Raw genomic sequence first — 23,997 nt, 5'->3', positions numbered from 1 at the left:
AAATATAAAATTGGAAAATAACATGACAGTTGATTACAAAAACACGTTAAATTTACCTGAAACAGGTTTCCCAATGCGTGGCGATCTAGCCAAACGCGAACCTGTAATGTTAAAAAATTGGTATGACAAACAGTTGTATCAAAAAATCCGCCAAGCGACTAAAGGCAAAAAATCCTTTATTTTGCATGATGGCCCTCCATATGCGAACGGCAATATTCATATCGGTCACGCCGTTAATAAAATTCTGAAAGATATTATTGTTAAATCTAAAACTGCATTAGGTTTTGACTCGCCTTATATCCCAGGTTGGGACTGTCATGGCTTGCCAATTGAATTAAAAGTAGAAGGTTTAGTGGGCAAACCAAACGAGAAAGTGACCGCAGCTGAATTCCGCCAAAAATGCCGTGAATACGCCGCAGAGCAAGTAGAAGGTCAGAAAAAAGATTTTATCCGTTTAGGTGTGTTAGGCGATTGGGATAATCCTTATTTAACAATGAACTTCAACACAGAAGCAAACATCATCCGTACACTCGGTAAAGTGATTGCGAATGGCCATTTATACAAAGGTTCAAAACCAGTGCATTGGTGTTTGGATTGTGGCTCTTCTTTAGCAGAAGCAGAAGTGGAATATGAAGACAAAGTTTCTCCATCTATCTATGTTCGTTTCCCAGCAGTAAGTGCGGTTGAAATTGAAGAGAAATTTAACGCAGTAGGCAAAGGCCATGGCAAATTATCTGCGGTGATTTGGACAACCACACCTTGGACAATGCCATCTAACCGTGCGATTGCGGTAAATGCAGACTTAGAATACAACTTAGTACAACTTGGCGATGAGCGTGTGATTTTAGCTGCTGAATTAGTGGAATCTGTGGCGAAAGCGGTGGGTGTAGAACACGTTGAAGTGTTAGGTTCAGTAAAAGGTCAAGCGCTTGAGTTAGTACGCTTTAATCATCCGTTCTATGATTTCACTGTACCAGTGATTTTAGGTGATCACGTGACTACTGATGGTGGTACAGGTTTAGTTCATACCGCACCAGATCACGGTTTGGACGACTTTATTGTTGGACAAAAATATAATTTACCAATGGCGGGTCTCGTATCTAATGACGGTAAATTTATTTCAACGACTGAATTCTTTGCAGGCAAAGGCGTATTTGAAGCCAATCCATTGGTTGTTGAAAAATTACAAGAAGTGGGCAACTTATTAAAAGTTGAGAAAATTAAACACAGCTACCCACACTGCTGGCGTCACAAAACCCCGATTATTTTCCGTGCAACCCCACAATGGTTTATCGGTATGGAAACACAAGGTTTACGCCAACAAGCCTTAGGTGAAATCAAAGGTGTACGTTGGATTCCAGATTGGGGTCAAGCACGTATTGAGAAAATGGTTGAATACCGCCCAGACTGGTGTATTTCCCGCCAACGTACTTGGGGCGTGCCGATGACCTTATTCGTGCACAAAGAAACCGAAGAGCTTCATCCGCGTACCTTAGAATTACTTGAAGAAGTGGCTAAACGTGTAGAGAAAGCCGGTATTCAAGCATGGTGGGATTTAGACGAAAAAGAATTATTAGGGGCTGACGCAGAAACCTATCGCAAAGTGCCTGATACCCTTGACGTATGGTTTGACTCAGGATCAACCTATTCTTCTGTTGTGGCGAATCGCCCAGAATTTAACGGTCAAGATATCAATATGTATTTAGAAGGTTCTGATCAACACCGTGGTTGGTTTATGTCTTCTTTAATGCTTTCTACGGCAACAGACAGCAAAGCACCATACAAACAAGTATTAACCCATGGTTTCACCGTGGATGGTCAAGGCCGTAAGATGTCAAAATCTATCGGTAACATCGTAACCCCACAAGAAGTCATGGATAAATTCGGTGGTGATATTTTACGTTTATGGGTCGCTTCTACCGACTATACCGGTGAAATGACCGTTTCTGATGAGATCTTAAAACGTGCCGCGGATAGCTATCGTCGTATTCGTAACACCGCACGTTTCTTATTAGCGAACTTAAATGGTTTTGATCCGCAACGTGATGCGGTTAAACCGGAAGATATGATTAGCTTGGATCGTTGGGCGGTAGCTTGTGCGTTAGATGCACAAAAAGAAATTAAAGACGCGTACGATAACTATCAATTCCACACAGTGGTACAACGTTTAATGCGTTTCTGTTCTGTGGAAATGGGCTCGTTCTACCTTGATATTATTAAAGACCGTCAATACACCACCAAAGCAGACAGCCTTGCTCGTCGTAGCTGCCAAACAGCGTTATGGCACATTGCAGAAGCATTAGTTCGTTGGATGGCACCAATCTTGTCATTCACGGCAGATGAAATTTGGGGCTACTTGCCACAAACCGCAACTGCTCGTGCAGAATTTGTCTTTACTGAAGAATTCTACGAAGGCTTATTTGGTTTAGGCGAGAATGAAAAATTAGATGATGCTTACTGGCAACAACTGATTAAAGTTCGTTCTGAAGTGAACCGTGTATTAGAAATCGCCCGTAATGATAAAGTGATCGGTGGTGGTTTAGAAGCAGAAGTAACAGTTTATGCTAACGATGAATATCGAGCATTGTTAGAACAATTAGGCAATGAATTACGTTTCGTGTTAATTACCTCAAAAGCGGAAGTGAAACCATTAGCTGACAAACCTGCAAATGTAGCTACGGGAGAGTTAGAGGGAATTGCTGTAAGCGTTGCACGTTCTAACGGTGAAAAATGTCCACGTTGCTGGCATTATTCTGACAAAATCGGCGTGAATCCTGAACATCCGACACTTTGTCCACGTTGTGTGGAAAACGTAGCGGGTAACGGCGAAGTACGTCAGTTCGCGTAAGCTTAACACCATAAACACCATAAAGAAAAAGAGCGGTCAAAATTGACCGCTCTTTTTTTATGCTGAAATGCACAGAAATAAAAAAGGCTGACATGAATCAGCCTTAAAGATTTTATTGGTTAAAAGTATTACACACAGAAGGATTAGCGCTTTGTAAGCCTTTTCTAAACCATTCTAGACGCTGTGCAGATGTGCCGTGAGTGAAGCTATCAGGCACCACATAACCTTGGCTGCGTTTTTGTAAACGGTCATCGCCCACAGCTTCTGCTGCATTAAATGCTTTTTCTTCATCACCGCGTTCAAATAAACCACTTTTTACCGCTTGGCTCGCCCAAACACCGGCGAAGCAGTCAGCTTGAAGTTCTAATTGAACAGAAAGTTGATTTGCAGTTTTACGATCGCTGCTTTGTTGTGCGCGATTCACTTGCGGCAGAATGCCGAGCATATTTTGTACGTGGTGACCAACTTCGTGTGCAATCACATAAGCAAAGGCTGAATCACCTGCTGCACCCAGTTTATTTTTCATTTCGTTATAGAATGATAAATCAAGGTAAACTTTGCGATCGCTCGGGCAGTAGAATGGACCCATTGCAGATTGACCCGTACCACAAGCGGTCGGCGTTACACCATTGTAAAGCACCATGGTTGGCTCGCTATAGGTTTTACCCATTTGTCTGAAATATTGTCCCCAAACGGTTTCAGTATCGGCTAATACAACTTTAGAAAGACTCGCAAGCTGCTGTTCTTCTTGGGTTTCTAATTGTTGAGAGCTTTGTCCTGAAAAATCAGGCGTACCCACTAAGCCTGAAAGATCCACACCATAATAAGCGCCGACTAAAAGAATGATAATACCGAGTACACTGGCGCCTTTTCCGCCACCGAAGTTACCGCCGCCAGAGCCACGTCTATCTTCAATATTTGAGCTTTCTCTACGACCTTCCCAACGCATAATTTGTCCTTTTTGTGTGAGTAAATTAAAAATCGGCGTATTCTATCAAAGTGCGGTCAATTTTAGATCAGTTTTCTTGAAATATTTACATAGCTTTACACTCTGATTTATAGACTTCTTAAGGGAATTTCAGTATCGTAATACTCCCTTAAACAAACATACAAAAGGAACTTTAAAATGGGTTTATTTGATTTTGTCAGTGACATTGGTAAGAAAGTTTTCTCTAAAGAAGAAGATGCATCTAAAGCAGTGACTCAACACATCGCTGAAGATAATCCAGGTGTAGAAAACTTATCTGTTACCGTTGAAAATGGTGTAGCAAATATCCAAGGTGTGGCATCAACTGCCGCAGCATTAGAAAAAGCAGTATTAATGGCAGGTAACATTCAAGGTATCCACTCAGTAACCAGCGATGCAAGCATCAATAACGGTGAAACCTTAGGCAGTGATGAAACATTCTATGTAATCCAAAAAGGTGACACCTTGTGGAAAATCGCTGAGAAAGCTTATGGAAATGGCGCGAAATATACCGCTATCGTTGAAGCGAACAAAGAAGTGATTAAAGACGCGGATAAGATTTTCCCAGGTCAAAAAATTCGTTTACCGAAAGGTTTATAATTCGATAAAAAGTGCGGTTATTTTTGACCGCACTTTTTTCTTTATCAAAAATTGTTGATAAATTGTGCAATTTTAGCCGGTTTTCTATTGAATTTTCCGGTTTCTATCGACTGTTTGATTTTCTTTCGCTATAATTTGGCGGTTTTTTATTTTTACAAACAATAACGTGTTCGGTGTGGTTTTTACCGAGTGCAACATTAATTGAGGTTACAAATGTCATTAAATATTGAAACAACTCAAGGTTTAGAGCGTCGTGTGACGATCACCGTTCCAGCTGAAGCTGTAGAAAAAGCAACTCGTGAAGAATTCAAACGTGCAGCAAAAAATGTACGTGTTGATGGTTTCCGTAAAGGTCACGTGCCAGCTCACATCATTGAACAACGTTTTGGCGCATCAATCCGTCAAGATGTATTAAACGATTTATTACCACGTCATTTCTTTGACGCAGTCATCGCTGAGAAAATCAACATCGCAGGTCGTCCAACTTTCGCAATCGAAACGTTCGAACCAGGTAAAGATTTATCCTTCACTGCAACTTTCGAAGTGTACCCAGAAGTTGAATTAAAAGGTTTAGAAAACATCAAAGTTGAGAAACCAACTGTTGAAATCACTGAAGCTGATATCGATAAAATGATCGATGTATTACGTAAACAACAAGCCACTTGGGCTGAAAGCAAAGCAGCAGCTAAAGAAGATTCTCGTGTAACCATCGACTTCGTTGGTTCAGTAGATGGCGAAGAATTCGAAGGCGGTAAAGCAACAGATTTCGTTCTATTCATGGGACAAGGTCGTATGATTCCTGGTTTCGAAGAAGGTATCGTAGGTCACAAAGCAGGCGAACAGTTCGATATCAATGTGACTTTCCCTGCGGAATACCATTCTGAAAACTTAAAAGGTAAAGATGCAAAATTTGCGATTACCTTGAAAAAAGTAGAAGAAATGGAATTACCAGAATTAACAGATGAGTTCGTTGCTAAATTTGGTCCAAACACCAAAACTGTGGCAGATTTACGTGCAGAAATTCGTAAAAATATGGAACGAGAATTGAAAAATGCATTAGTTTCTCGCGTTAAACAACAAGTAATCAACGGTTTAATCGAACAAAACCCAATTGATGTTCCAGCTTCTGCAGTAGAAGAAGAAATCAATGTATTACGTAACCAAGCAGCACAACGTTTCGGTGGCAATGCACAACAAGCTGCACAATTACCACGCGAATTATTTGAAGCGGATGCAAAACGTCGTGTTCAAGTCGGTTTATTATTCTCTGAAGTGATCAAATCAAACGAATTGAAAGCGGATGAAGAACGTGCGAAAGCAATGATCGCGGATATCGCTTCTGCTTACGAACAACCAGCTGAAGTTGTTGAGTATTACAGCAAAAATGAAGAGTTAATGAACAACATTCGCAACGTAGTATTAGAAGAACAAGCAGTTGATGCCGTTCTTGCTAAAGCTCAAGTGACTGAAAAAGCGTCTTCATTTGATGAGATCATGAATCCACAAGCATAATAATTGATAGAACGTGAATTAAATTCACAAGCATATCATCGAAAAGTGCGGTTGTTTTTTTCAATGAAAAGCGACCGCATTTTTGTTTTTACTGATTTTCGGGTAGAATATTGCCCGATTTTTTAGCACATATTTAGGGGCAAAAATGAGTGTAATTCCTATGGTTGTCGAACAAACCTCTCGTGGTGAACGTTCGTACGACATTTATTCCCGCCTATTAAAAGAGCGCGTGATCTTCTTGAGTGGTGAAGTAGAAGATCGTATGGCAAATTTGATCGTGGCACAGCTACTTTTCTTAGAATCAGAAGATCCGAAAAAAGACATCAATATTTATATTAACTCACCGGGTGGCTCTGTGACTGCGGGTATGGCAATTTACGATACCATGCAATTTATTAAACCGGATGTGCGTACCCTTTGTATTGGGCAAGCTTGCTCAATGGGCGCATTCTTACTTGCGGGTGGTACGGCAGGAAAACGTGCTGCATTACCGAATGCACGCGTAATGATTCACCAACCGTTAGGTGGTTTCCGTGGACAAGCATCAGATATTCAGATCCACGCACAAGAAATTTTAAAAATTAAACAAACCTTAAACGAGCGTCTTGCTTTCCATACAGGTCAAAGCATCGAGCGTATCGAAAAAGACACCGATCGTGACAACTTTATGTCGGCAGAAGAAGCAAAAGCTTACGGCTTAGTGGACGATGTGTTGATTAAACGTTAAGGATTTAACATGACAACAAATGATAATGATCTTCACTGTTCTTTCTGCGGAAGAGAGAAAAGTGAAGTAGGTAAATTAATTGCGGGTACAGATGGTTATATTTGTAACGAGTGTATCGAGCTTTGCCACAGTATGTTAGAAGACAGTGGTGAAATCGAAACACCTAGCGAACTGGCAGTTGAAGAAAAATTACCAACCCCACACGAAATTCGTGCACACTTAGATGATTATGTGATTGGGCAAGATTATGCGAAAAAAGTCTTGTCAGTGGCGGTTTATAATCACTATAAACGCTTACGCACGAACCACCAAAGCAATGATGTGGAATTAGGTAAAAGTAACATCTTGTTAATCGGTCCAACAGGTAGCGGTAAAACCTTATTAGCACAAACCTTAGCGCGTCGTTTAAATGTACCTTTTGCTATGGCCGATGCGACGACGTTAACTGAAGCCGGTTATGTGGGCGAGGACGTGGAAAATGTTCTGCAAAAATTATTGCAAAATTGCGATTCTGATACAGAAAAAGCAGAGCAGGGCATTATCTATATTGATGAAATTGATAAAATTAGCCGTAAATCAGAAGGCGCATCTATTACTCGTGATGTGTCTGGTGAAGGTGTGCAACAAGCCTTGTTGAAATTAATTGAAGGTACGATTGCGTCTGTACCGCCACAAGGTGGACGTAAACATCCTCAACAAGAAATGTTGAAAGTGGACACCTCAAAAATCCTCTTTATCTGTGGTGGGGCATTTGCCGGCTTAGATAAAATCATCGGTAAGCGTACACAAACTGATACTGGAATTGGTTTTGATGCGAAAGTAGAGAAGGAAGAAGAGAAAGAAAATCTTTCTGAATTATTCCGTCAAGTTGAGCCGGATGATTTAATGAAATTTGGTTTGATTCCAGAATTTATTGGTCGTCTTCCAATGATTGCGCCATTAAGCGAATTAGATGAAGAAGCGTTGATTCAGATCCTGACTCAACCGAAAAATGCACTGACCAAACAATATCAAGCATTATTTGGCTTAGAAGATGTGGAACTTGAATTCACCCCAGAAGCATTAAAAGCAATGGCGAAAAAAGCCCTTGAACGTAAAACCGGTGCGCGTGGTTTACGCTCAATCGTTGAGGCTGTGTTGTTAGATACGATGTATGATTTACCTTCAATCGAAAACTTGCAAAAAGTGATTGTGGATGAAGAAACCATCGTTGATAACAAACCACCAAAACTCGAATATAAAAATTAACAGAAAGTGCGGTTGTTTTTTCTAATATTTTTCATAGGCAATCCCCAAAGAAAATGCTACAATCGCACGTTCTGAAATTAATCTAAAAATTATTTATCCCTTATTTTATACGGATTCAATTATGGCAACTGAAATTGTTGAGAAAAAGAAACACGACCAAGAACAAGTCGTAGAAGGAAAATCAAAAGGCTTAAACACGCTTCTTTGGATTCTTTCTGTGGCATTTTTTACCGCCGCAGCAATTGGTAACGTTTATTTTAAAGAAGCCTTTTCTTTACCTGTGCGTGTAGTTGGCGTAGTTGTCGCCTTATTAATTGCCTTTGGTTTCGCTGCAATTACCAACCAAGGTACAAAAGCTCGTACATTCTTTAGCGAAGCAAAAGTTGAAGGTCGTAAAGTGGTATGGCCAACTCGTGCAGAAACACGTCAAACCACTTTAATCGTGATTGCAGTAACCGTGCTTACCTCTTTATTCTTCTGGGCAATTGATTCAATTATCATTGCATTGATTAACTTCTTAACTGATTTGAGATTCTAAAATGAGCGAAACTGAAAACGTATCCAAAAAACGTTGGTATGTATTGCAAGCATTCTCAGGCTTTGAGAGTCGTGTTGCAATCACATTGCGTGAATATATCAAACAACAACAAATGGAAGATCAGTTTGGCGAAGTGTTAGTGCCGACTGAAGAAGTCGTTGAAAACGTAGCAGGTAAACGTCGTAAAAGTGAACGTAAATTCTTCCCTGGCTATGTATTAGTTGAAATGGCAATGAATGATGACACATGGCACTTAGTGAAAAGTGTACCACGTGTAATGGGTTTTATTGGTGGTACACCAGATAAGCCAGCGCCAATTTCTAAACGTGAAGCAGATTTAATTTTAAATCGTTTAGAGCAAAGTGCTGAAAAACCACGTCATCGTAAAGAATATCAACCAGGTGAAGAAGTACGTGTGACAGAAGGTCCATTTGCTGACTTTAATGGTACGGTTGAAGAAGTGGATTACGAAAAAGGCCGCTTAAAAGTGTCTGTATCTATCTTCGGTCGTGCAACACCAGTTGAGCTTGAATTTGGTCAAGTGGAAAAAACACGTTAATTTCCCTTTTCCAAAATAAGAGATTTAATGACCGCACTTAAGCAATAAAGTGCGGTTGTTTTTCGAGTAGTTTTTCTACTTGAAATTTCGAGGCTGATTAATTAAAATACAGCCTTTCATTAACAGGGGAGCCGATTTCGGCGTTATCACCCATTTAGAGGAAACTAAAAAATGGCAAAAAAAGTCCAAGCATACGTTAAGTTGCAAGTTGCAGCTGGTATGGCAAACCCATCACCACCAGTTGGTCCTGCATTAGGTCAACAAGGTGTGAACATCATGGAATTCTGTAAAGCATTCAACGCTCGTACTGAGAGCATTGAAAAAGGTTTACCAATTCCAGTTGTTATCACTGTATATGCAGACCGTTCATTCACTTTCATTACTAAAACTCCACCAGCAGCAGTATTATTGAAAAAAGCTGCAGGTATTAAATCTGGTTCTGGTAAACCGAACAAAGATAAAGTGGGTAAAGTAACTTTAGATCAAGTTCGTCAAATCGCTGAAACTAAAGCAGCAGATATGACTGGCGCGACTATCGAAACTAAAATGAAATCAATTGCTGGTACTGCTCGCTCAATGGGCTTAGTGGTGGAGGAATAATACGATGGCTAAATTGACTAAAAAAATGAAAGCAATCAAAGCTGGCGTAGATTCTACTAAAGCATACGAAATCAACGAAGCAATCGCGTTATTAAAACAATTCGCAACAGCTAAATTCGTTGAAAGTGTTGACGTTGCAGTAAACTTAGGTATCGATCCTCGTAAATCAGACCAAAACGTTCGTGGTGCAACTGTATTACCACACGGTACTGGTCGTGAAGTACGCGTAGCTGTGTTCACCCAAGGTGCTAACGCAGATGCAGCTAAAGAAGCTGGTGCTGATTTAGTCGGTATGGAAGATTTAGCAGAGCAAATCAAAAAAGGCGAAATGAACTTTGACGTTGTTATCGCTTCTCCTGATGCAATGCGTGTTGTTGGTCAATTAGGTCAAGTATTAGGCCCACGTGGTTTAATGCCAAACCCTAAAGTTGGTACCGTAACACCAAACGTTGCTGAAGCAGTTAAAAATGCTAAATCTGGTCAGATCCGTTATCGTAACGATAAAAACGGTATCATCCACACAACAATTGGTAAAGCAAACTTCTCTGAAGTTCAATTAAAAGAAAACCTTCAAGCATTATTGGCTGCTTTAAACAAAGCAAAACCAACTACTGCAAAAGGTATCTTTATCAAGAAAGTAAGCATCTCTACAACTATGGGTGCTGGTGTGGCTGTTGATCAAGCTTCACTATAATTAAGCGTTAAAACTTAATTCAAATTAACCGCACTTTGGGTAACTAAAGTGCGGTTATTTTTTACATGCTTTCAATAAGTGAAATATTGAGAATATAAAAAGAGCGCTCAAATTTTATTATATTTTGAATTTGACCGCTCTTTTTTATGAGAGATTACTTCGCTAAAGCAAAAATGGCTTCAATAGCTTCTTTGGTATACGTTTTTTCCACTTTCGCTCTGATTGCAGTTTGAGCCGCATTATCGACAATTTCAGCTAAGGTTTTATCATCAATACCAAGTTGTTCAAGACGAGTTGGTGTGCCGATTTTATCAAACCAAGCTTTTAAGACGAAGATACCCTCTTCAGCATTATCTAGGCCAAATATTTCTTTAGCAAAGCGTTTGAATTGAGCAGGTCTTTGAGATTGATACCATTGCATCCACGCAGGCATAATGACGGACAGCCCAGCTCCATGTGGCACATCTGAAATCGCACTCATGGAATGCTCAATCATATGATTTGGGAAACCGTAAGGTGAGATACCTAAATGCGTTAAACCATTTAACGCAAGTGTAGCCGCCCAGGCAAATTCACTACGTGCATTGAGATCTTGTGGGTCATTAAGCAAGATTTCCGTGGTGCGAATAACCGTTTTAATATTGCTTTCTACTAAGAAATCAATAATTTCAGGGCGATATTCAGCCGTGAAGTAGGCTTCAATAGAATGAGCAATAATATCCGCAGCAGAATACACTAAATAATCACGACTGACGGTCGCTTGTAATTTCGGATTAATGACTGATACTTTTGGGAATAAATGGTTGCTGTGAATCGAATATTTTTGTTGCGTTTCTTCATTGGTAATGACTGAGCCCCAGTTCATTTCACTGCCTGTTGCTGCAAGGGTGATTACATCAAAAATCATCAATGCTTTTTGCACAGGTGTGCCTTTAAAGAAGTCCCAAGTATCACCGTCATAGCACGCACCTGCTGCGATCGCTTTCGCACTATCAAGGCAAGAGCCGCCACCAATACTCAACACACTATCTGCACCAAAGGCTTTTGCCATTGCAACGGCTTCACGGACTTTACTGATTGTTGGGTTACTTTTTACCCCGCCACATTCAATGTATTCAATGCCATGCTCACGCAAGCTTTTCGCCACATCTTCAAATAAGCCTGATTGTTTGACACGCTCACTACCATAGATAATTAAGGCCTTTTTTGCAGCGTATTCGTGCATATATTTCCCCATCTCTTTTTCTTTATCGAGTCCAAATTCAATGCGAGTTGGGTTTTGAAAACTAAATGGATACATATTTATCTCCTTATTATCTATTAAGTGCGGTCAGTTTTTGTGTTGTTTTTATTCCACAAAGTAATGCGGAATGAAGTGGCTATCATTGCCGGTAACTGGGGTAAAATCTTCTCTTAATCCGATGCCACAAGCCACATCACCTACTACCCAAGAACCAATCATTGGATACATACCATCAAAATTTGGCAGTTCAAATTTTTGTTGATAGATGTATCCTGCTTGATCGTAAAAGGCAGAATGTTCGCTGCCTTTGGCGGCAAATTCTAGACCATTACGTTTTTCATAGTAAGAAACATTGGCGCCCTCACGGCCTAACGTCGGTTTTTTCACCCATATTGATTGGCGATCGGTAATATCATGCTTGCTAAAGTAAGCGGGTAGTAATAAAGGGTGGTTTGGATGTTTTTGCCACAATTTCGCTAATAGCACTTTATTGCTTAATAGTAATTTCCACGCAGGTTCAATAAAGGTGGTGGATGAATTAAGCATGTGTGGTGCATATTCGGTGGTAGTCATCCATTCAAGCGGGTAGAGCTTGAATAAACAATCAATAGGCTGATTATTCAGATCGAGGAATTGTTGACTGTCTTTATCGTAACCTACATCTTCAATAGCAAGCTGATGAATATGCCAACCTGCATTGTAAGCCACATCCGCCAAGTAATCTATATTGCCCCAATCTTCACGGCCCGCTTCTTGCATGGCACTAAAATGGAAATCGTTTAGCCCTGTTTGCTGTTGAATAAACTGAAAGCGATTGAGCAATTCTTCGTGAATCCAATTAAATTGATCACGATGTGCTAAGCCTTCAATTTGCTCTAACCATTGCCATTGCACCACGGCAGCTTCAAGCAGGGAAGTGGGCGTGTCGGCATTGTACTCAAACATTTTGAGGTTTTCGCCGTCATAACCAAAATCAAAACGGCCATATAAGTGCGGTACGTTTTTAGCCCATGTTTGTTCAATCAGATTTTTCTGTAAATCGGTGAAGCGATAATGGGCATAATCACCTTGTTTCACTTCATCGGCAACAAAGTCCATACACATCGCGTGCAATTCGTTGGTGGCGTCTTCAATATGATCGATTTCCGCTAGGGTAAATTCATACGCCACATTATCTGACCAATAATGGGAGCCATCAGAAGAAGGCAGATTATAGTAATCAAAGCCCACATCTAATAATTGTTGCACCATATTGGGACGAGTAGGAAAGCCTGTGATACGTTTCATGTTTAACCGCCTGAGCTACGGCTGCTGCTTGAATTTGAGCTTTTAAATCCACCGCGAGAAACCGGTTTACTGTAAGTGCTACCTGCATTACCTTTCACTAATACAGGTTTACCGACAGAACGATTAGTTTGAGGTTGGATAACTTGACCGGTTGGGGTTGAAACGGCACGGTTACTTGGATTATAGCTAGGGCCTAAAAATGAGCCCATCGTACGCGCGATCATATAACCCATTGCGGCACCTGCAATCGCACTACCCATACTGCCGTGTCCTTCTCCTGTTGCAGAGCTCGTGTGGCTTGTTCCCTCAGAACTGCTTGAGTTGCCAGAGTGAGTCGCTCCATCTGGATTTAAGGTTTGTTTGACGGTTTGATTGTCTTCTGACCATTCACTATTATTGCTTGGACGTGTATTTAAATTACCCGAGAGAGAGGAGCCAGATCCTGCATGTGCAGTCGTGCTGCTGTTATTTTCATTAGATTGGTCAGCTTCGCATAATTCAATTTTTTGCCAATCAGCTAAACAATCCTCAAGGCTATTATAAACATCACGTTGAACTTGCTCTTCTGAGCAACCGCCCAGTAAAGCCACAATGGAAAGGCTGACGAGAACTTGATTTTTCTTTTTCATCATAGAGTTAAAGTGTTAATAATTCAGTTAAATGATTGATTTCTAATGTAGGCAAAACTCTTGCTTCAGTAAATGAATTGAGGTTTTTGCCTGATAAATTAATCCATACAGCTTGGCAGCCGGCTTGAATGGCGCCTTGAATATCCGTGGTTAAGTTATCACCAATATGTAAAATTTCACTCGGTTTTACGCCAAAATAATGGGCGGTTTGGTGGAACAAATCTTGATGAGGTTTCGCTCTGCCTTGCTCTCCACCACGTAAACGCAGCTGAAAGTGTTCAAGCCCAATGCGTGTTGCAATCACATTACCATTAGTAATCACGCTAAGCGGGTAGCGATCTTTCAGTTGGTTTAATACTTCAATGCTTTCAGCTGGCACATCAATTTTATGTCGCCATTCAATAAATTCTTCCATGGCAAGGACCAAAGTGCGGTCAATTTCAACCGCACTTTTACCATGATGCATCAGTAAGTGCCGTAACGTTTCGACACGCCAGGCAATCACATCTTCAGCAATCAAGGGATCTTTCTTCGCCAGTTGCCATTTCCATTCTCGCCAATATTCTGAGGTAAGCTCGCTCAGTTGTGCGTGTTCTTGCACACATTGAAGAAAGCGTTCTTCGGCCAAACGAATGACATCACTGTTATCGTAAAGGGTATCATCAAGATCAAAACTCATGACCTTGAAAGGCTGAAGACCACGGTAAAATCGCATAGTTAATCCTATTTAATCGTATTCACACCAAGCCATGTGGTCGCACGTTCATTGGTGATTTCTTCGTGTGTCCACATGCTCATTAAGTCAGGTTGAGGATGTTTGTTGGTGTTATAGCCGATCAAATGAGCAAAATCAAATACAGCATGTGGATAGCCGTTAATAAGCAATAAGGCTAAATAACCGCTTTCATCCCAGCAGATTTCTAATTTACGTGCTTCGTGGTGATTGCGTGTATTATCGACGTTATAAACATGTAAGCAATCGACAACAGGCTGTGCATTTTGACGCATATCTAACGCATAAAAATAGCCGGTTTCACCGTCATCTTCAAACATCACTGCCAGATGATCATGCACTGTCGAGTGTGTGCCGACTTGTTTTGGTTGACCGAGAAAGAGTTGATCTTCGAGGGTTAAATGTAACATTTTCTTTCCTTTGAATATTAGATAGAAAAACACCGCACTTTTTGCAAAGTGCGGTGCTATTTTACATTAAATTAAGCAAAAATTATGCTTGACCTTTAACCGCTTTTAAACCTAAGAATGGTGCTTTGTCACCTAATGCTTCTTCGATACGGATTAATTGGTTGTATTTCGCAATACGGTCAGAACGGCTCATAGAACCAGTTTTGATTTGACCTGCTGCTGTACCAACCGCTAAATCAGCGATAGTCGCATCTTCAGTTTCACCTGAACGGTGAGAGATAACTGCTGTGTAACCTGCATCTTTAGCCATTTTGATTGCTGCTAAAGTTTCAGTTAAAGAACCGATTTGGTTGAATTTGATTAAGATAGAGTTTGCGATACCTTTTTCGATACCTTCTTTTAAGATTTTGGTGTTAGTGACGAATAAGTCGTCGCCCACTAATTGAACGCGGTCGCCTAACACTTTAGTTTGGTATGCAAAACCTTCCCAGTCAGATTCATCTTGACCATCTTCGATAGACACGATTGGGTATTGTTTAGTTAATTCTTCAAGATAGTGTGTGAACTCTTGAGAAGTGAATGAACGGCCTTCGCCTTTCATTTCGTATTTGCCAGTTTCTTTGTTGTAGAACTCAGAAGATGCACAGTCCATTGCTAAAGTGACGTCTTTACCTAATACATAACCTGCTTTTTCAACTGCTTCTTTGATACATGCTAAAGCGTCAGCGTTAGATGCTAGGTTAGGCGCGAAACCACCTTCATCACCTACAGCAGTACTCATGCCTTTAGATTTTAATACTTTCGCAAGGTTGTGGAATACTTCAGCACCGATACGAAGTGCTTCACGTAACGTTTTCGCACCAACTGGTTGAATCATGAATTCTTGGATATCAACGTTGTTATCTGCGTGCTCACCACCGTTGATGATGTTCATCATTGGTAATGGCATAGAGTAAACACCTGGGGTGCCGTTAAGTTCTGCGATGTAAGCGTAAAGTGGTAAACCTTTAGATGCTGCAGCGGCTTTCGCTGTTGCTAAAGATACCGCTAAGATTGCGTTTGCACCGAAGTTAGATTTGTTTTCAGTACCGTCTAAATCGATCATGATTTGGTCGATTTCAGCTTGGTTAGATGCTTCTTTACCTACTAATGCATCAGCGATAGGACCGTTTACTGCAGCAACCGCTTTTAATACACCTTTACCTAAGAAACGAGATTTGTCGCCGTCACGTAATTCTAATGCTTCACGAGAACCAGTAGATGCACCTGATGGAGCCGCTGCTAAACCAACGAAACCACCTTCAAGATGAACTTCAGCTTCTACAGTTGGGTTACCACGAGAGTCGATGATTTCACGACCAATGACTTTAACGATTTTTGCCATTTTGTTTTCCTCTGTTTAAAGTTAATTAAAATTAGTTAGGCGAACCTAAAACGGGAATATAATAAAGCAAATTTAGATATTTGTCTTGGAAAAATGACCGCACTTTGATCTGCATCTTGTTTTTCAATAAAGTGCGGTGAGATTTTGTCTCTTTTTATCCAATATCTATTTAATTTTAGTGGATTTATCCATAAAAGTTCGTTAAAGTGCCAGTAAATTCCATACTATTTCAGTATGAATTATTAAGTGTTAATTAAGACTTTATAGAATAAAAAAGGAATGATGATGTCTGTTTCAACATTTTTCGAAAAGACTAAAGCGCAGATAAAAAATGCAGTGTCTGCACATCCGATTGAAATTTTTCTAATTAGTGCATTTGCAATTGGAATTTGGTTTATGGAATTAGAGCCTCGTCAAGGAAATGATCATTTGGCTTATTGGGTATTTGAGCCAATGTTGTTTATCTTTGTTTATCTCTCTCGCCCATATTCTTGGTATCGTTTTTCATGGATTGTGCCATTGGTGGCGCTGGCCATTATTGGCATGACTAATGATAGTGCAGAGTTTTATCTCACGAGTCCAAAATTTTGGGGCGCAAATTTTATTGCGTTACTGGTATTATTAGGCTTCCCATTTGAAAAAAATAATCAAGGGTTTACCTACCGTAATTTTACCAATCTATTCCATCTTGGCTTAGCGACGGCGGTATGGTTGTTGGTGTTTGGATTAGTAGCGGCTATTCTATTTACGATTACAACACTCTTTAATGTCGAGTTTTCTGATAGTTTCTACAGTCATTTTTATACTTCTTTAGGCATTTTTACTCAGCCACTCTTTTTCTTAGTGTTCCAACAACGCCAAGCTAAATCGGAAATGACGTTAAATCGCATTTTTGAAATTTTAGTTAATTTCGTATTAGCACCCGCATTGATGATTTTCACTGTGTTGCTTTATGCTTATGTTGTTCAAATTATTTTTGAAGGCGTATTACCAAAAGGCATGCTGGCTAATATTACCTTGCCTTACCTGCTTGGTGGTTTAGGCGTATATGCATTACGTTCTATTTGTGCTAAAGCCCGCTGGGAAACTTTCTTTAAGTTCTATCCATATCTTGCTATTGTGCCAATCGTGTTGTTATGGTTGGCGATTGATCGCCGTATTAGTGCCTATGCTTGGACGGAACAACGTATTTATTTAGTGGCTTTAGCTACAGCGATTACGATTGCTTATGCGATTCTGATTGTGCCAAAAGCACGTCAATACCGCCTGATTTCTGGGGTTGTCATGGTGGCAATTTTTGCCATGACTTGGGTAGTGAAGCCAAAAGAAATCGCTTACCAAAGCCAAGCGGAACGTTTTGAGCATTTACTCACAAAGCTTAATTTATCTGATGGACAAGGAAAAGTTCGTGATGATGTAGATTTTGTCGAACGTTTAGAAAATATGCCAAAAAGCGAGCTTAAGGATTGGAAAGAATTAGATAGTGTATCAGACTATTTGCTTTACAGTATTGAGCTAGACTCTTCTGTGGAAGATGCTTATCAAGGAAGACAAGAGGTATTTAAGAAGCAATATGGTGAAAAATCGAAAGAACTTTTGAAAGTCGATATTTATCGTGATGAGATCCGCATCGATGGCCAAGTAATTAGCGACCGAAAAACAACAGTAGGATTTGAATGGACGTCAATTGATGTCACGCAGTATAAAAAATGGATTCGTGTACCGAGACCTGGATTTTATCGTCCAGAGGTTCAGACTTATATGAAATCTGATGAAAAAGCGGATAAGCACGAAGAGAAGCCAGAGGTTTGCTTTGTTGAAGATCATGACAGATATTGTACGAATATGGATGAACATATTCACAAAGTATTCAAAGAACATCAGCTAGACCCGATGAAAAAAATCTCTAAAGCTGAGCTTAAATCGCTTAACCAAGATTTATTAAAAATTGATAGACCAAGCTTTACGATTTATTTGAGTGAGCTTGATATGGAATTTAGACCAGAAAGCGGTTATTACTATAGTCGAATATATACGAAAGCTATTTTTGATAAGTAATCGTAAATATAAAACGCTGTGATATTTCACAGCGTTTTTGTTAAAAATTAGCTAAAAATGACCGCTTTAAATATTAAGATATGTGTTTATAGAATACCTTTTTTAAAGCTTGCGTATGTCTGTCTAAAATACTAAACATGGTTTCTCGATCTTCTCCAAATAGCGAGTTTCCATTATTAGAACGAACTTTGTCATAAGCCGAAAAGGCGATTTCAAACTCTTCAGTGCGTAATTTAATGGTTTTGCCGTGCAGTATAAGACTTAATAGGCTGACTTCTTTAGGTGTTAATTCTGGAAATAAATGACTGATCCAGAGTTCCATAGAGTATTGAACAGACTCGTTAATTTTGTCATGTTTTTTACTTTCTTGCCCTGGATGTAGTCGATAAAGCAACAAGGGCTCCGGTAAATTCGCAAATGTCTTTTTGTGCAATGCACATTGTACCCACATGTGAAAATCGGGCGCTGTGGCTGTTTGTGCATAATTGATGTTGAGTGCTTTGATACTAGAATGTCGCCACATTGAAGAGGGATTAATGATATGGTCACGAGCTAAAGAAAAATGTGCTTTTATATCTTTATCTAAAAGAGGAAGTGTACTTATTTTAGTCGTTTTATCAGTTTGCCCATCATTAAAGAGCAGAGCATTACTTCCTAAAATATCAATTTCGGGATGCTCATCTAAATATTGAACTTGTTTTTCAAAACGGTGTGGCAAACAAATATCATCGGCATCCATACGTGCAACATATTCAACATTCATATAGTTAAGCATATCCATGGCAAATTGCATTACAGCAGGTTCACCTTGGTTTTGAGGTAAATGGTAAACACGTAAGCGAGCATCTTTTGCTGCATAAGTTTCGAGAATCTTGCCTGTGTTATCGGTAGAAGCATCATTAACCGCAAGAATACAAAAATCACTAAATGTCTGATTCAATAATGAATCTAAACATTCAGCAATAAAATTTTCTGCATTGTATGCGGGTAAAATTACTGCAAGTTTCATTTTTGGTTATCCATTATTAAATGAGTGAATAAGGTACAGATGATATTATTCCCTATTAATACAAAGTGCGGTCAAAAACACAAGAATTTTTGACCGCACTTGTTTATTGAATTATCAGTAAATTACTTTTCAGTTTTTAACTGATTTTCTCTGGCTGCTTTGACAAAGCCTTCGAATAATGGGTGGCCATCACGTGGCGTTGACGTAAATTCTGGATGGAATTGACATGCTACAAACCATGGGTGGTTTGGTACTTCAATAATTTCCACTAATTTACGATCCGCAGATAAGCCAGTCACTTTAAGTCCCGCTTTTTCAATTTGTGGAAGCAGGTTATTGTTCACTTCATAACGGTGACGGTGACGCTCTTCGATAGTTTCTTTACCATATAATGCACGCGCTTTTGAGCCTTCAATTAAATGACATTGTTGCGCACCTAAACGCATCGTACCACCCAGATCTGAATTATCATCACGGGTTTCAATGTGTCCTTCCGCATCTTGCCATTCTGTAATTAAACCAACTACTGGTTGTTCGCAGTGGCGATCAAATTCAGATGAGTTCGCTTTCTCAAGACCTGCAACATTACGCGCATATTCGATTAATGCAATTTGCATCCCTAAACAAATGCCTAGGTAAGGAACATTGTTTTCACGCGCATATTTTGCTGTCAAAATTTTGCCTTCTACACCGCGATAGCCAAAGCCGCCTGGTACTAAAATACCATCGACACCTTTTAACACATCAGTGCCTTTGGTTTCAACATCTTGAGAATCAATGTATTTGATATGCACGCTTAAACGGTTTTTCAAACCTGCGTGTTTTAAGGCTTCATTCACTGATTTATAAGCGTCTGGTAATTCAGTATATTTACCTACCATACCGATGGTCACATCGCCCACTGGGTTTGCTTCTTGATAAAGCACTTGTTCCCATTCTGAAAGGTCCGCTTCTGGACAGTCTAAGTGGAAACGTTGGCAGATGAATTCATCCAAACCTTGTGATTTCAATAACGCAGGAATTTGGTAGATTGAATTCACATCTTTTAATGAGATGACGGCACGTTCTGGTACGTTACAGAATAAGGCGATTTTTGCACGCTCGTTTGGTGGAATCATGCGATCTGAGCGGCAGATAAGCACATCTGGTTGAATACCAATAGAAAGTAATTCTTTTACAGAATGTTGAGTTGGCTTGGTTTTCACTTCGCCCGCCGTTGGGATATATGGCACTAACGTTAAGTGCATAAAGAGAGTATTCTCACGACCGACTTGTACGGCAAGTTGACGAAGTGCTTCTAAGAATGGAAGTGATTCAATATCACCCACGGTTCCGCCTACTTCCACGATAACCACATCATGGCCTTGTGCACCGGCAATCACACGATCTTTAATTTCATTGGTGATGTGTGGGATAACTTGAATTGTCGCACCTAAATAATCACCACGGCGCTCTTTGCGTAATACTTCAGAATAAATTTTACCTGTGGTGAAGTTGTTGCGTTTTGTCATTTTGGTACGAATAAAACGCTCGTAGTGACCTAAGTCTAAATCGGTTTCCGCCCCGTCTTGTGTCACGAACACTTCGCCGTGTTGGGTTGGGCTCATTGTACCTGGGTCCACGTTGATGTAAGGGTCTAATTTCATAATAGTCACGTTTAAGCCACGTGCTTCTAAAATTGCTGCCAATGATGCTGCAGCAATACCTTTACCTAACGATGAAACCACACCGCCTGTGACGAAAATATAATTTGTAGCCATAGTAAGAGACCTAAAATGTTGGGATAAAAATGATTATAGCCAATCATCTTTTATGCAAATTTGTGCAGAGTGCTGAAAAGTGCGGTCAAAAATAAAAGAAAAGATGATTAGCTATCAAGACGGGAGGATAGTTTACAGGATTTGAGATTTTTATACAATCTTGTCTTGTCAGGAATGTATGAAAATTAAATGGCTTATCATATTCTCCATTCTACGATAGAATACGTTCAATTTTTTTAAAAAGAAGAGAAGAATTTATGACAAATAAAGCATTAAGCGTGGTGATTTTAGCGGCCGGTAAAGGCACTCGTATGTATTCTGATTTACCGAAAGTCTTGCATAAAGTGGCAGGAAAACCGATGGTAAAACATGTGATCGATACGGCAAATCAATTAGGTGCGGAAAACGTACATTTGATTTATGGTCACGGTGGCGAATTAATGCGTGAGCGTTTGGCAAATGAAAGCGTGAACTGGGTGTTCCAAGCGGAACAATTGGGTACAGGACATGCTATGCAACAAGCAATGCCTTTTTTCCGTGATGATGAAAATGTTTTAATGGTGTATGGCGATGGCCCAATGATTACACCGGAAACATTGCAAAAATTAATCGATGCGAAACCTGAAAATGGTATCGCAGTGTTAACGGTCGTATTAGATAACCCAACAGGTTATGGTCGAATCGTACGTGAAAATGGCAAAGTTGTAGGGATTGTTGAACAAAAAGATGCAACGCCTGAGCAGCTTAAAATTCAAGAGATTAATACAGGTGTGTTAGTTTCAGATGGTGCAAGTTTCAAAAAATGGTTAGCGCGTTTAGATAATAATAATGCACAAGGCGAGTTTTATATTACTGATGTAATTGGCTTAGCTCATCAAGATGGTTGTCCGATTGTAGCTGTGCAAGCAACTGATTTTATGGAAGTTGAAGGGGTAAATAATCGCCTACAATTAGCCAAAATGGAACGCTATTATCAACGTAAACAGGCAGAAAAACTTTTACTTGCAGGCGTGATGTTGATTGACCCTGAGCGTTTTGATTTACGCGGCACATTAGAGCACGGTAAAGATGTTGAGATTGATGTGAACGTAATTGTGGAAGGCAATGTACGCTTGGGTGACCGTGTAAAAATCGGTGCAGGTTGTGTATTGAAAAACGTGACTATTGGTAATGATGTTGAGATCAAGCCTTATTCTGTTTTAGAAGATGCGACAATTGGTGAGAAAGCGGCGATTGGTCCATTCTCTCGTTTACGTCCAGGTGCTGAATTAGCTGCTGAAACCCATGTGGGTAACTTTGTAGAAATTAAAAAATCCACAGTGGGTAAAGGCTCTAAAGTCAACCATCTGACTTATGTTGGTGATACCGAAATCGGTGAGAACTGTAATATCGGTGCGGGTGTGATTACTTGTAACTATGACGGTGCAAATAAATTTAAAACAATCATTGGTAACAATGTATTCGTGGGCTCAGATACGCAGTTAGTCGCACCAGTTACCGTCGCAGATGGCGCAACGATCGGTGCGGGCTCAACGATTACTCAAAATATTGAGAAAGATGAGCTTGTGATTACTCGCGTGCCACAACGCCATATTCAAGGTTGGCAAAGACCGGTGAAGAAAAAGTAATTAACATTGCAAGGCGAACCAATGTGTTCGCCTTTTATAATTTGATGCCTTTTGCTTTATAAAGGCTATTCGAGTTGTTAAAATCATCGTCCATTTATAAAGACAGATAATTTCCTATGACAAAAAATAAAACAGGACTTTCATTCCTTTGGCTAAGTGCGGTCGCATTTATCCTTGATTTACTGACTAAATATATCGTAGTACAACGCTTTGATTTATATGAAAGTGTGAACATATTGCCCGTTTTTAATTTAACCTATGTGCGTAACTATGGCGCAGCGTTTAGCTTCCTTGCTGAGCATGGTGGTTGGCAGAAATATTTCTTTATCGTGCTAGCAATCGGGATTTCTTTAATGCTGGTTTACTTTATGAAAAAGAATTCTGCAGAGCAAAAATTACAAAACTCAGCTTATGCACTGATTATTGGCGGTGCGTTAGCCAATATGGTGGACCGTGTGTATAACGGTTTTGTGGTGGATTTCTTAGATTTTTATTGGGATATTTATCATTATCCGGTATTCAATGTGGCAGATATTGCGATTTGTATTGGTGCGGGTTTATTAGCATTAGATGCCTTTAAAGGTGATAAAAAGAGCGGTCAAAAATGAAGATAATTTTAGCTAACCCTCGCGGATTTTGCGCAGGTGTCGATCGAGCCATTAGCATTGTTGAATTAGCGCTTGAAATTCATGGTGCACCGATTTATGTACGTCATGAAGTGGTGCATAACCGTTTTGTGGTAAATGGTTTGCGTGAGCGTGGGGCAATTTTTGTAGAAGAATTAAGTGAAGTGCCAGATGGTGCCATTGTGATTTTCTCCGCTCATGGCGTGTCACAAGCCGTTCGTCAAGAAGCGAAAGATCGTCAGTTAAAAGTATTTGATGCAACTTGTCCGTTGGTAACCAAGGTACATATGCAAGTGGCTCGTGCGAGCCGTAAAGGGACGAAAGCGATTTTGATCGGACACAAAGGCCATCCAGAAGTGGAAGGCACAATGGGGCAGTACAGAAACGAGGAAGGTGGTATTTTCTTAATTGAAAGCGTGGAAGATATTGCTCGTTTGCCGGTTCAAGAAAGTGATGATTTAACCTTTATGACACAAACCACACTTTCTCTTGATGATACGGCGGAAACTATCAGTGCATTGAAAGATAAATATCCTGCGATTCAAGGCCCACATAAAAATGATATTTGCTATGCAACAACTAATCGACAAGAAGCGGTGCGTGAATTAGCGAAACAATGTGATTTAGTGGTCGTTGTAGGTTCTAAAAACTCATCAAATTCTAACCGTTTAGCTGAGTTGGCATCGCGTATGGGGGTGAAATCAAAATTGATTGATGATCCAAATGATGTGTCGGCAGATTGGTTTGAAGGCGTTAAAACAATTGGCGTAACAGCGGGGGCCTCTGCACCGGAAGAATTGGTGCAATCTGTGATTGCTCGATTAAAAGAATTTGGTGCCGATGCTATTGAAGAGCTTCAAGGCTTAGAAGAAAATATGTTCTTTGAAGTGCCAAAAGAGTTAAGAATAAAAGAAGTGAACTAATTCTATTAAAAAAG

The 23,997-nt window shown here is 40.0% G+C and carries 22 protein-coding genes; 13 read left to right on the top strand and 9 right to left on the bottom strand.

Translation table 11 applies throughout. The features are described 5' to 3' along the window. Positions 1-22: 22 nt before the first annotated feature. Positions 23-2,848, top strand: a complete 2,826-nt coding sequence (ileS, locus tag INP95_RS01385) for an isoleucine--tRNA ligase (RefSeq protein ID WP_197560748.1) — start codon at positions 23-25, stop codon at positions 2,846-2,848. 112 nt (positions 2,849-2,960) lie between these two features. Here ileS and ypfJ read toward each other — a convergent pair whose 3' ends face one another. After that, the gene (gene ypfJ, locus INP95_RS01380) at positions 2,961-3,797 is read right to left on the bottom strand and encodes a KPN_02809 family neutral zinc metallopeptidase (protein ID WP_070714739.1); all 837 of its coding nucleotides are present in this window, start codon (positions 3,795-3,797) and stop codon (positions 2,961-2,963) included. 177 nt (positions 3,798-3,974) lie between these two features. Between ypfJ and lysM the strand changes: the two genes are divergently transcribed. The 8 genes from lysM to rplA all read left to right on the top strand — a co-directional run bounded on the left by lysM (position 3,975) and on the right by rplA (position 10,293). After that, entirely contained in the window at positions 3,975-4,415 is a 441-nt protein-coding gene (lysM, locus tag INP95_RS01375; protein WP_014064256.1) for a peptidoglycan-binding protein LysM, read from the top strand. A 213-nt stretch (positions 4,416-4,628) separates the two neighbouring features. Continuing rightward, positions 4,629-5,927: a trigger factor gene (tig, locus tag INP95_RS01370; protein ID WP_197560747.1), complete on the top strand. Its 1,299-nt coding sequence runs from the start codon at positions 4,629-4,631 to the stop codon at positions 5,925-5,927. 145 nt (positions 5,928-6,072) lie between these two features. Continuing rightward, positions 6,073-6,654, top strand: a complete 582-nt coding sequence (gene clpP, locus INP95_RS01365) for an ATP-dependent Clp endopeptidase proteolytic subunit ClpP (protein WP_005695224.1) — start codon at positions 6,073-6,075, stop codon at positions 6,652-6,654. Between the two features lie 9 nt (positions 6,655-6,663). Beyond that, positions 6,664-7,902, top strand: coding sequence for an ATP-dependent protease ATP-binding subunit ClpX (gene clpX / locus INP95_RS01360; RefSeq protein ID WP_197560746.1), 1,239 nt, complete (start codon positions 6,664-6,666; stop codon positions 7,900-7,902). Positions 7,903-8,023: 121 nt separating this feature from the next. Continuing rightward, positions 8,024-8,440 (top strand): preprotein translocase subunit SecE, encoded by a 417-nt coding sequence (gene secE / locus INP95_RS01355; protein WP_005695226.1) that lies wholly within the window; start codon positions 8,024-8,026, stop codon positions 8,438-8,440. A 1-nt stretch (position 8,441) separates the two neighbouring features. Further along, on the top strand, positions 8,442-8,999 hold the full coding sequence (nusG, locus tag INP95_RS01350; RefSeq protein WP_005695227.1) for a transcription termination/antitermination protein NusG: 558 nt from the start codon (positions 8,442-8,444) through the stop codon (positions 8,997-8,999). A gap of 171 nt (positions 9,000-9,170) precedes the next feature. Next, positions 9,171-9,599, top strand: coding sequence for a 50S ribosomal protein L11 (rplK, locus tag INP95_RS01345; protein ID WP_005695228.1), 429 nt, complete (start codon positions 9,171-9,173; stop codon positions 9,597-9,599). A 4-nt stretch (positions 9,600-9,603) separates the two neighbouring features. Next, positions 9,604-10,293, top strand: a complete 690-nt coding sequence (rplA, locus tag INP95_RS01340) for a 50S ribosomal protein L1 (protein WP_005695230.1) — start codon at positions 9,604-9,606, stop codon at positions 10,291-10,293. A gap of 154 nt (positions 10,294-10,447) precedes the next feature. On the opposite strand, the gene INP95_RS01335 is transcribed toward rplA, so the two are convergent. The 6 genes from INP95_RS01335 to eno all read right to left on the bottom strand — a co-directional run bounded on the left by INP95_RS01335 (position 10,448) and on the right by eno (position 15,979). Then, positions 10,448-11,593, bottom strand: a complete 1,146-nt coding sequence (locus INP95_RS01335) for an iron-containing alcohol dehydrogenase (protein WP_070714742.1) — start codon at positions 11,591-11,593, stop codon at positions 10,448-10,450. A 48-nt stretch (positions 11,594-11,641) separates the two neighbouring features. Next, positions 11,642-12,823, bottom strand: a complete 1,182-nt coding sequence (locus INP95_RS01330; protein WP_005695232.1) for a glutathionylspermidine synthase family protein — start codon at positions 12,821-12,823, stop codon at positions 11,642-11,644. Between the two features lie 2 nt (positions 12,824-12,825). Beyond that, on the bottom strand, positions 12,826-13,452 hold the full coding sequence (locus tag INP95_RS01325) for a hypothetical protein (protein ID WP_197561023.1): 627 nt from the start codon (positions 13,450-13,452) through the stop codon (positions 12,826-12,828). Between the two features lie 7 nt (positions 13,453-13,459). Continuing rightward, positions 13,460-14,167, bottom strand: coding sequence for an HAD-IA family hydrolase (locus tag INP95_RS01320; RefSeq protein ID WP_197560745.1), 708 nt, complete (start codon positions 14,165-14,167; stop codon positions 13,460-13,462). A gap of 8 nt (positions 14,168-14,175) precedes the next feature. Beyond that, entirely contained in the window at positions 14,176-14,595 is a 420-nt protein-coding gene (locus INP95_RS01315) for a DUF2251 domain-containing protein (protein WP_197560744.1), read from the bottom strand. Between the two features lie 82 nt (positions 14,596-14,677). Then, positions 14,678-15,979 (bottom strand): phosphopyruvate hydratase, encoded by a 1,302-nt coding sequence (eno, locus tag INP95_RS01310; protein WP_197560743.1) that lies wholly within the window; start codon positions 15,977-15,979, stop codon positions 14,678-14,680. 396 nt (positions 15,980-16,375) lie between these two features. On the opposite strand from eno, the gene INP95_RS01305 reads away from it, so the two are divergent. Continuing rightward, on the top strand, positions 16,376-18,037 hold the full coding sequence (locus tag INP95_RS01305; RefSeq protein ID WP_232088520.1) for a DUF4153 domain-containing protein: 1,662 nt from the start codon (positions 16,376-16,378) through the stop codon (positions 18,035-18,037). A 73-nt stretch (positions 18,038-18,110) separates the two neighbouring features. On the opposite strand, the gene INP95_RS01300 is transcribed toward INP95_RS01305, so the two are convergent. Both INP95_RS01300 and pyrG read right to left on the bottom strand, forming a co-directional pair. Then, a complete protein-coding gene (locus INP95_RS01300; protein WP_197560741.1) occupies positions 18,111-19,046 on the bottom strand; it encodes a glycosyltransferase family 2 protein in 936 nt (311 codons plus the stop codon). A gap of 122 nt (positions 19,047-19,168) precedes the next feature. Beyond that, a complete protein-coding gene (gene pyrG / locus INP95_RS01295; protein WP_197544942.1) occupies positions 19,169-20,806 on the bottom strand; it encodes a glutamine hydrolyzing CTP synthase in 1,638 nt (545 codons plus the stop codon). Positions 20,807-21,063: 257 nt separating this feature from the next. Between pyrG and glmU the strand changes: the two genes are divergently transcribed. The 3 genes from glmU to ispH all read left to right on the top strand — a co-directional run bounded on the left by glmU (position 21,064) and on the right by ispH (position 23,983). Beyond that, a complete protein-coding gene (gene glmU / locus INP95_RS01290) occupies positions 21,064-22,434 on the top strand; it encodes a bifunctional UDP-N-acetylglucosamine diphosphorylase/glucosamine-1-phosphate N-acetyltransferase GlmU (protein WP_197560740.1) in 1,371 nt (456 codons plus the stop codon). Between the two features lie 116 nt (positions 22,435-22,550). Further along, the gene (lspA, locus tag INP95_RS01285; protein ID WP_197560739.1) at positions 22,551-23,042 is read left to right on the top strand and encodes a signal peptidase II; all 492 of its coding nucleotides are present in this window, start codon (positions 22,551-22,553) and stop codon (positions 23,040-23,042) included. Further along, positions 23,039-23,983 (top strand): 4-hydroxy-3-methylbut-2-enyl diphosphate reductase, encoded by a 945-nt coding sequence (ispH, locus tag INP95_RS01280; protein WP_197560738.1) that lies wholly within the window; start codon positions 23,039-23,041, stop codon positions 23,981-23,983. The genes lspA and ispH overlap by 4 nt, the downstream gene beginning before the upstream one ends. The last annotated feature ends 14 nt before the right edge of the window (positions 23,984-23,997 follow it).

This window comes from Haemophilus parainfluenzae (genome assembly GCF_014931375.1).
Taxonomy (GTDB): domain Bacteria; phylum Pseudomonadota; class Gammaproteobacteria; order Enterobacterales; family Pasteurellaceae; genus Haemophilus_D.
This window is presented reverse-complemented; position numbering and strand designations above follow the sequence as displayed.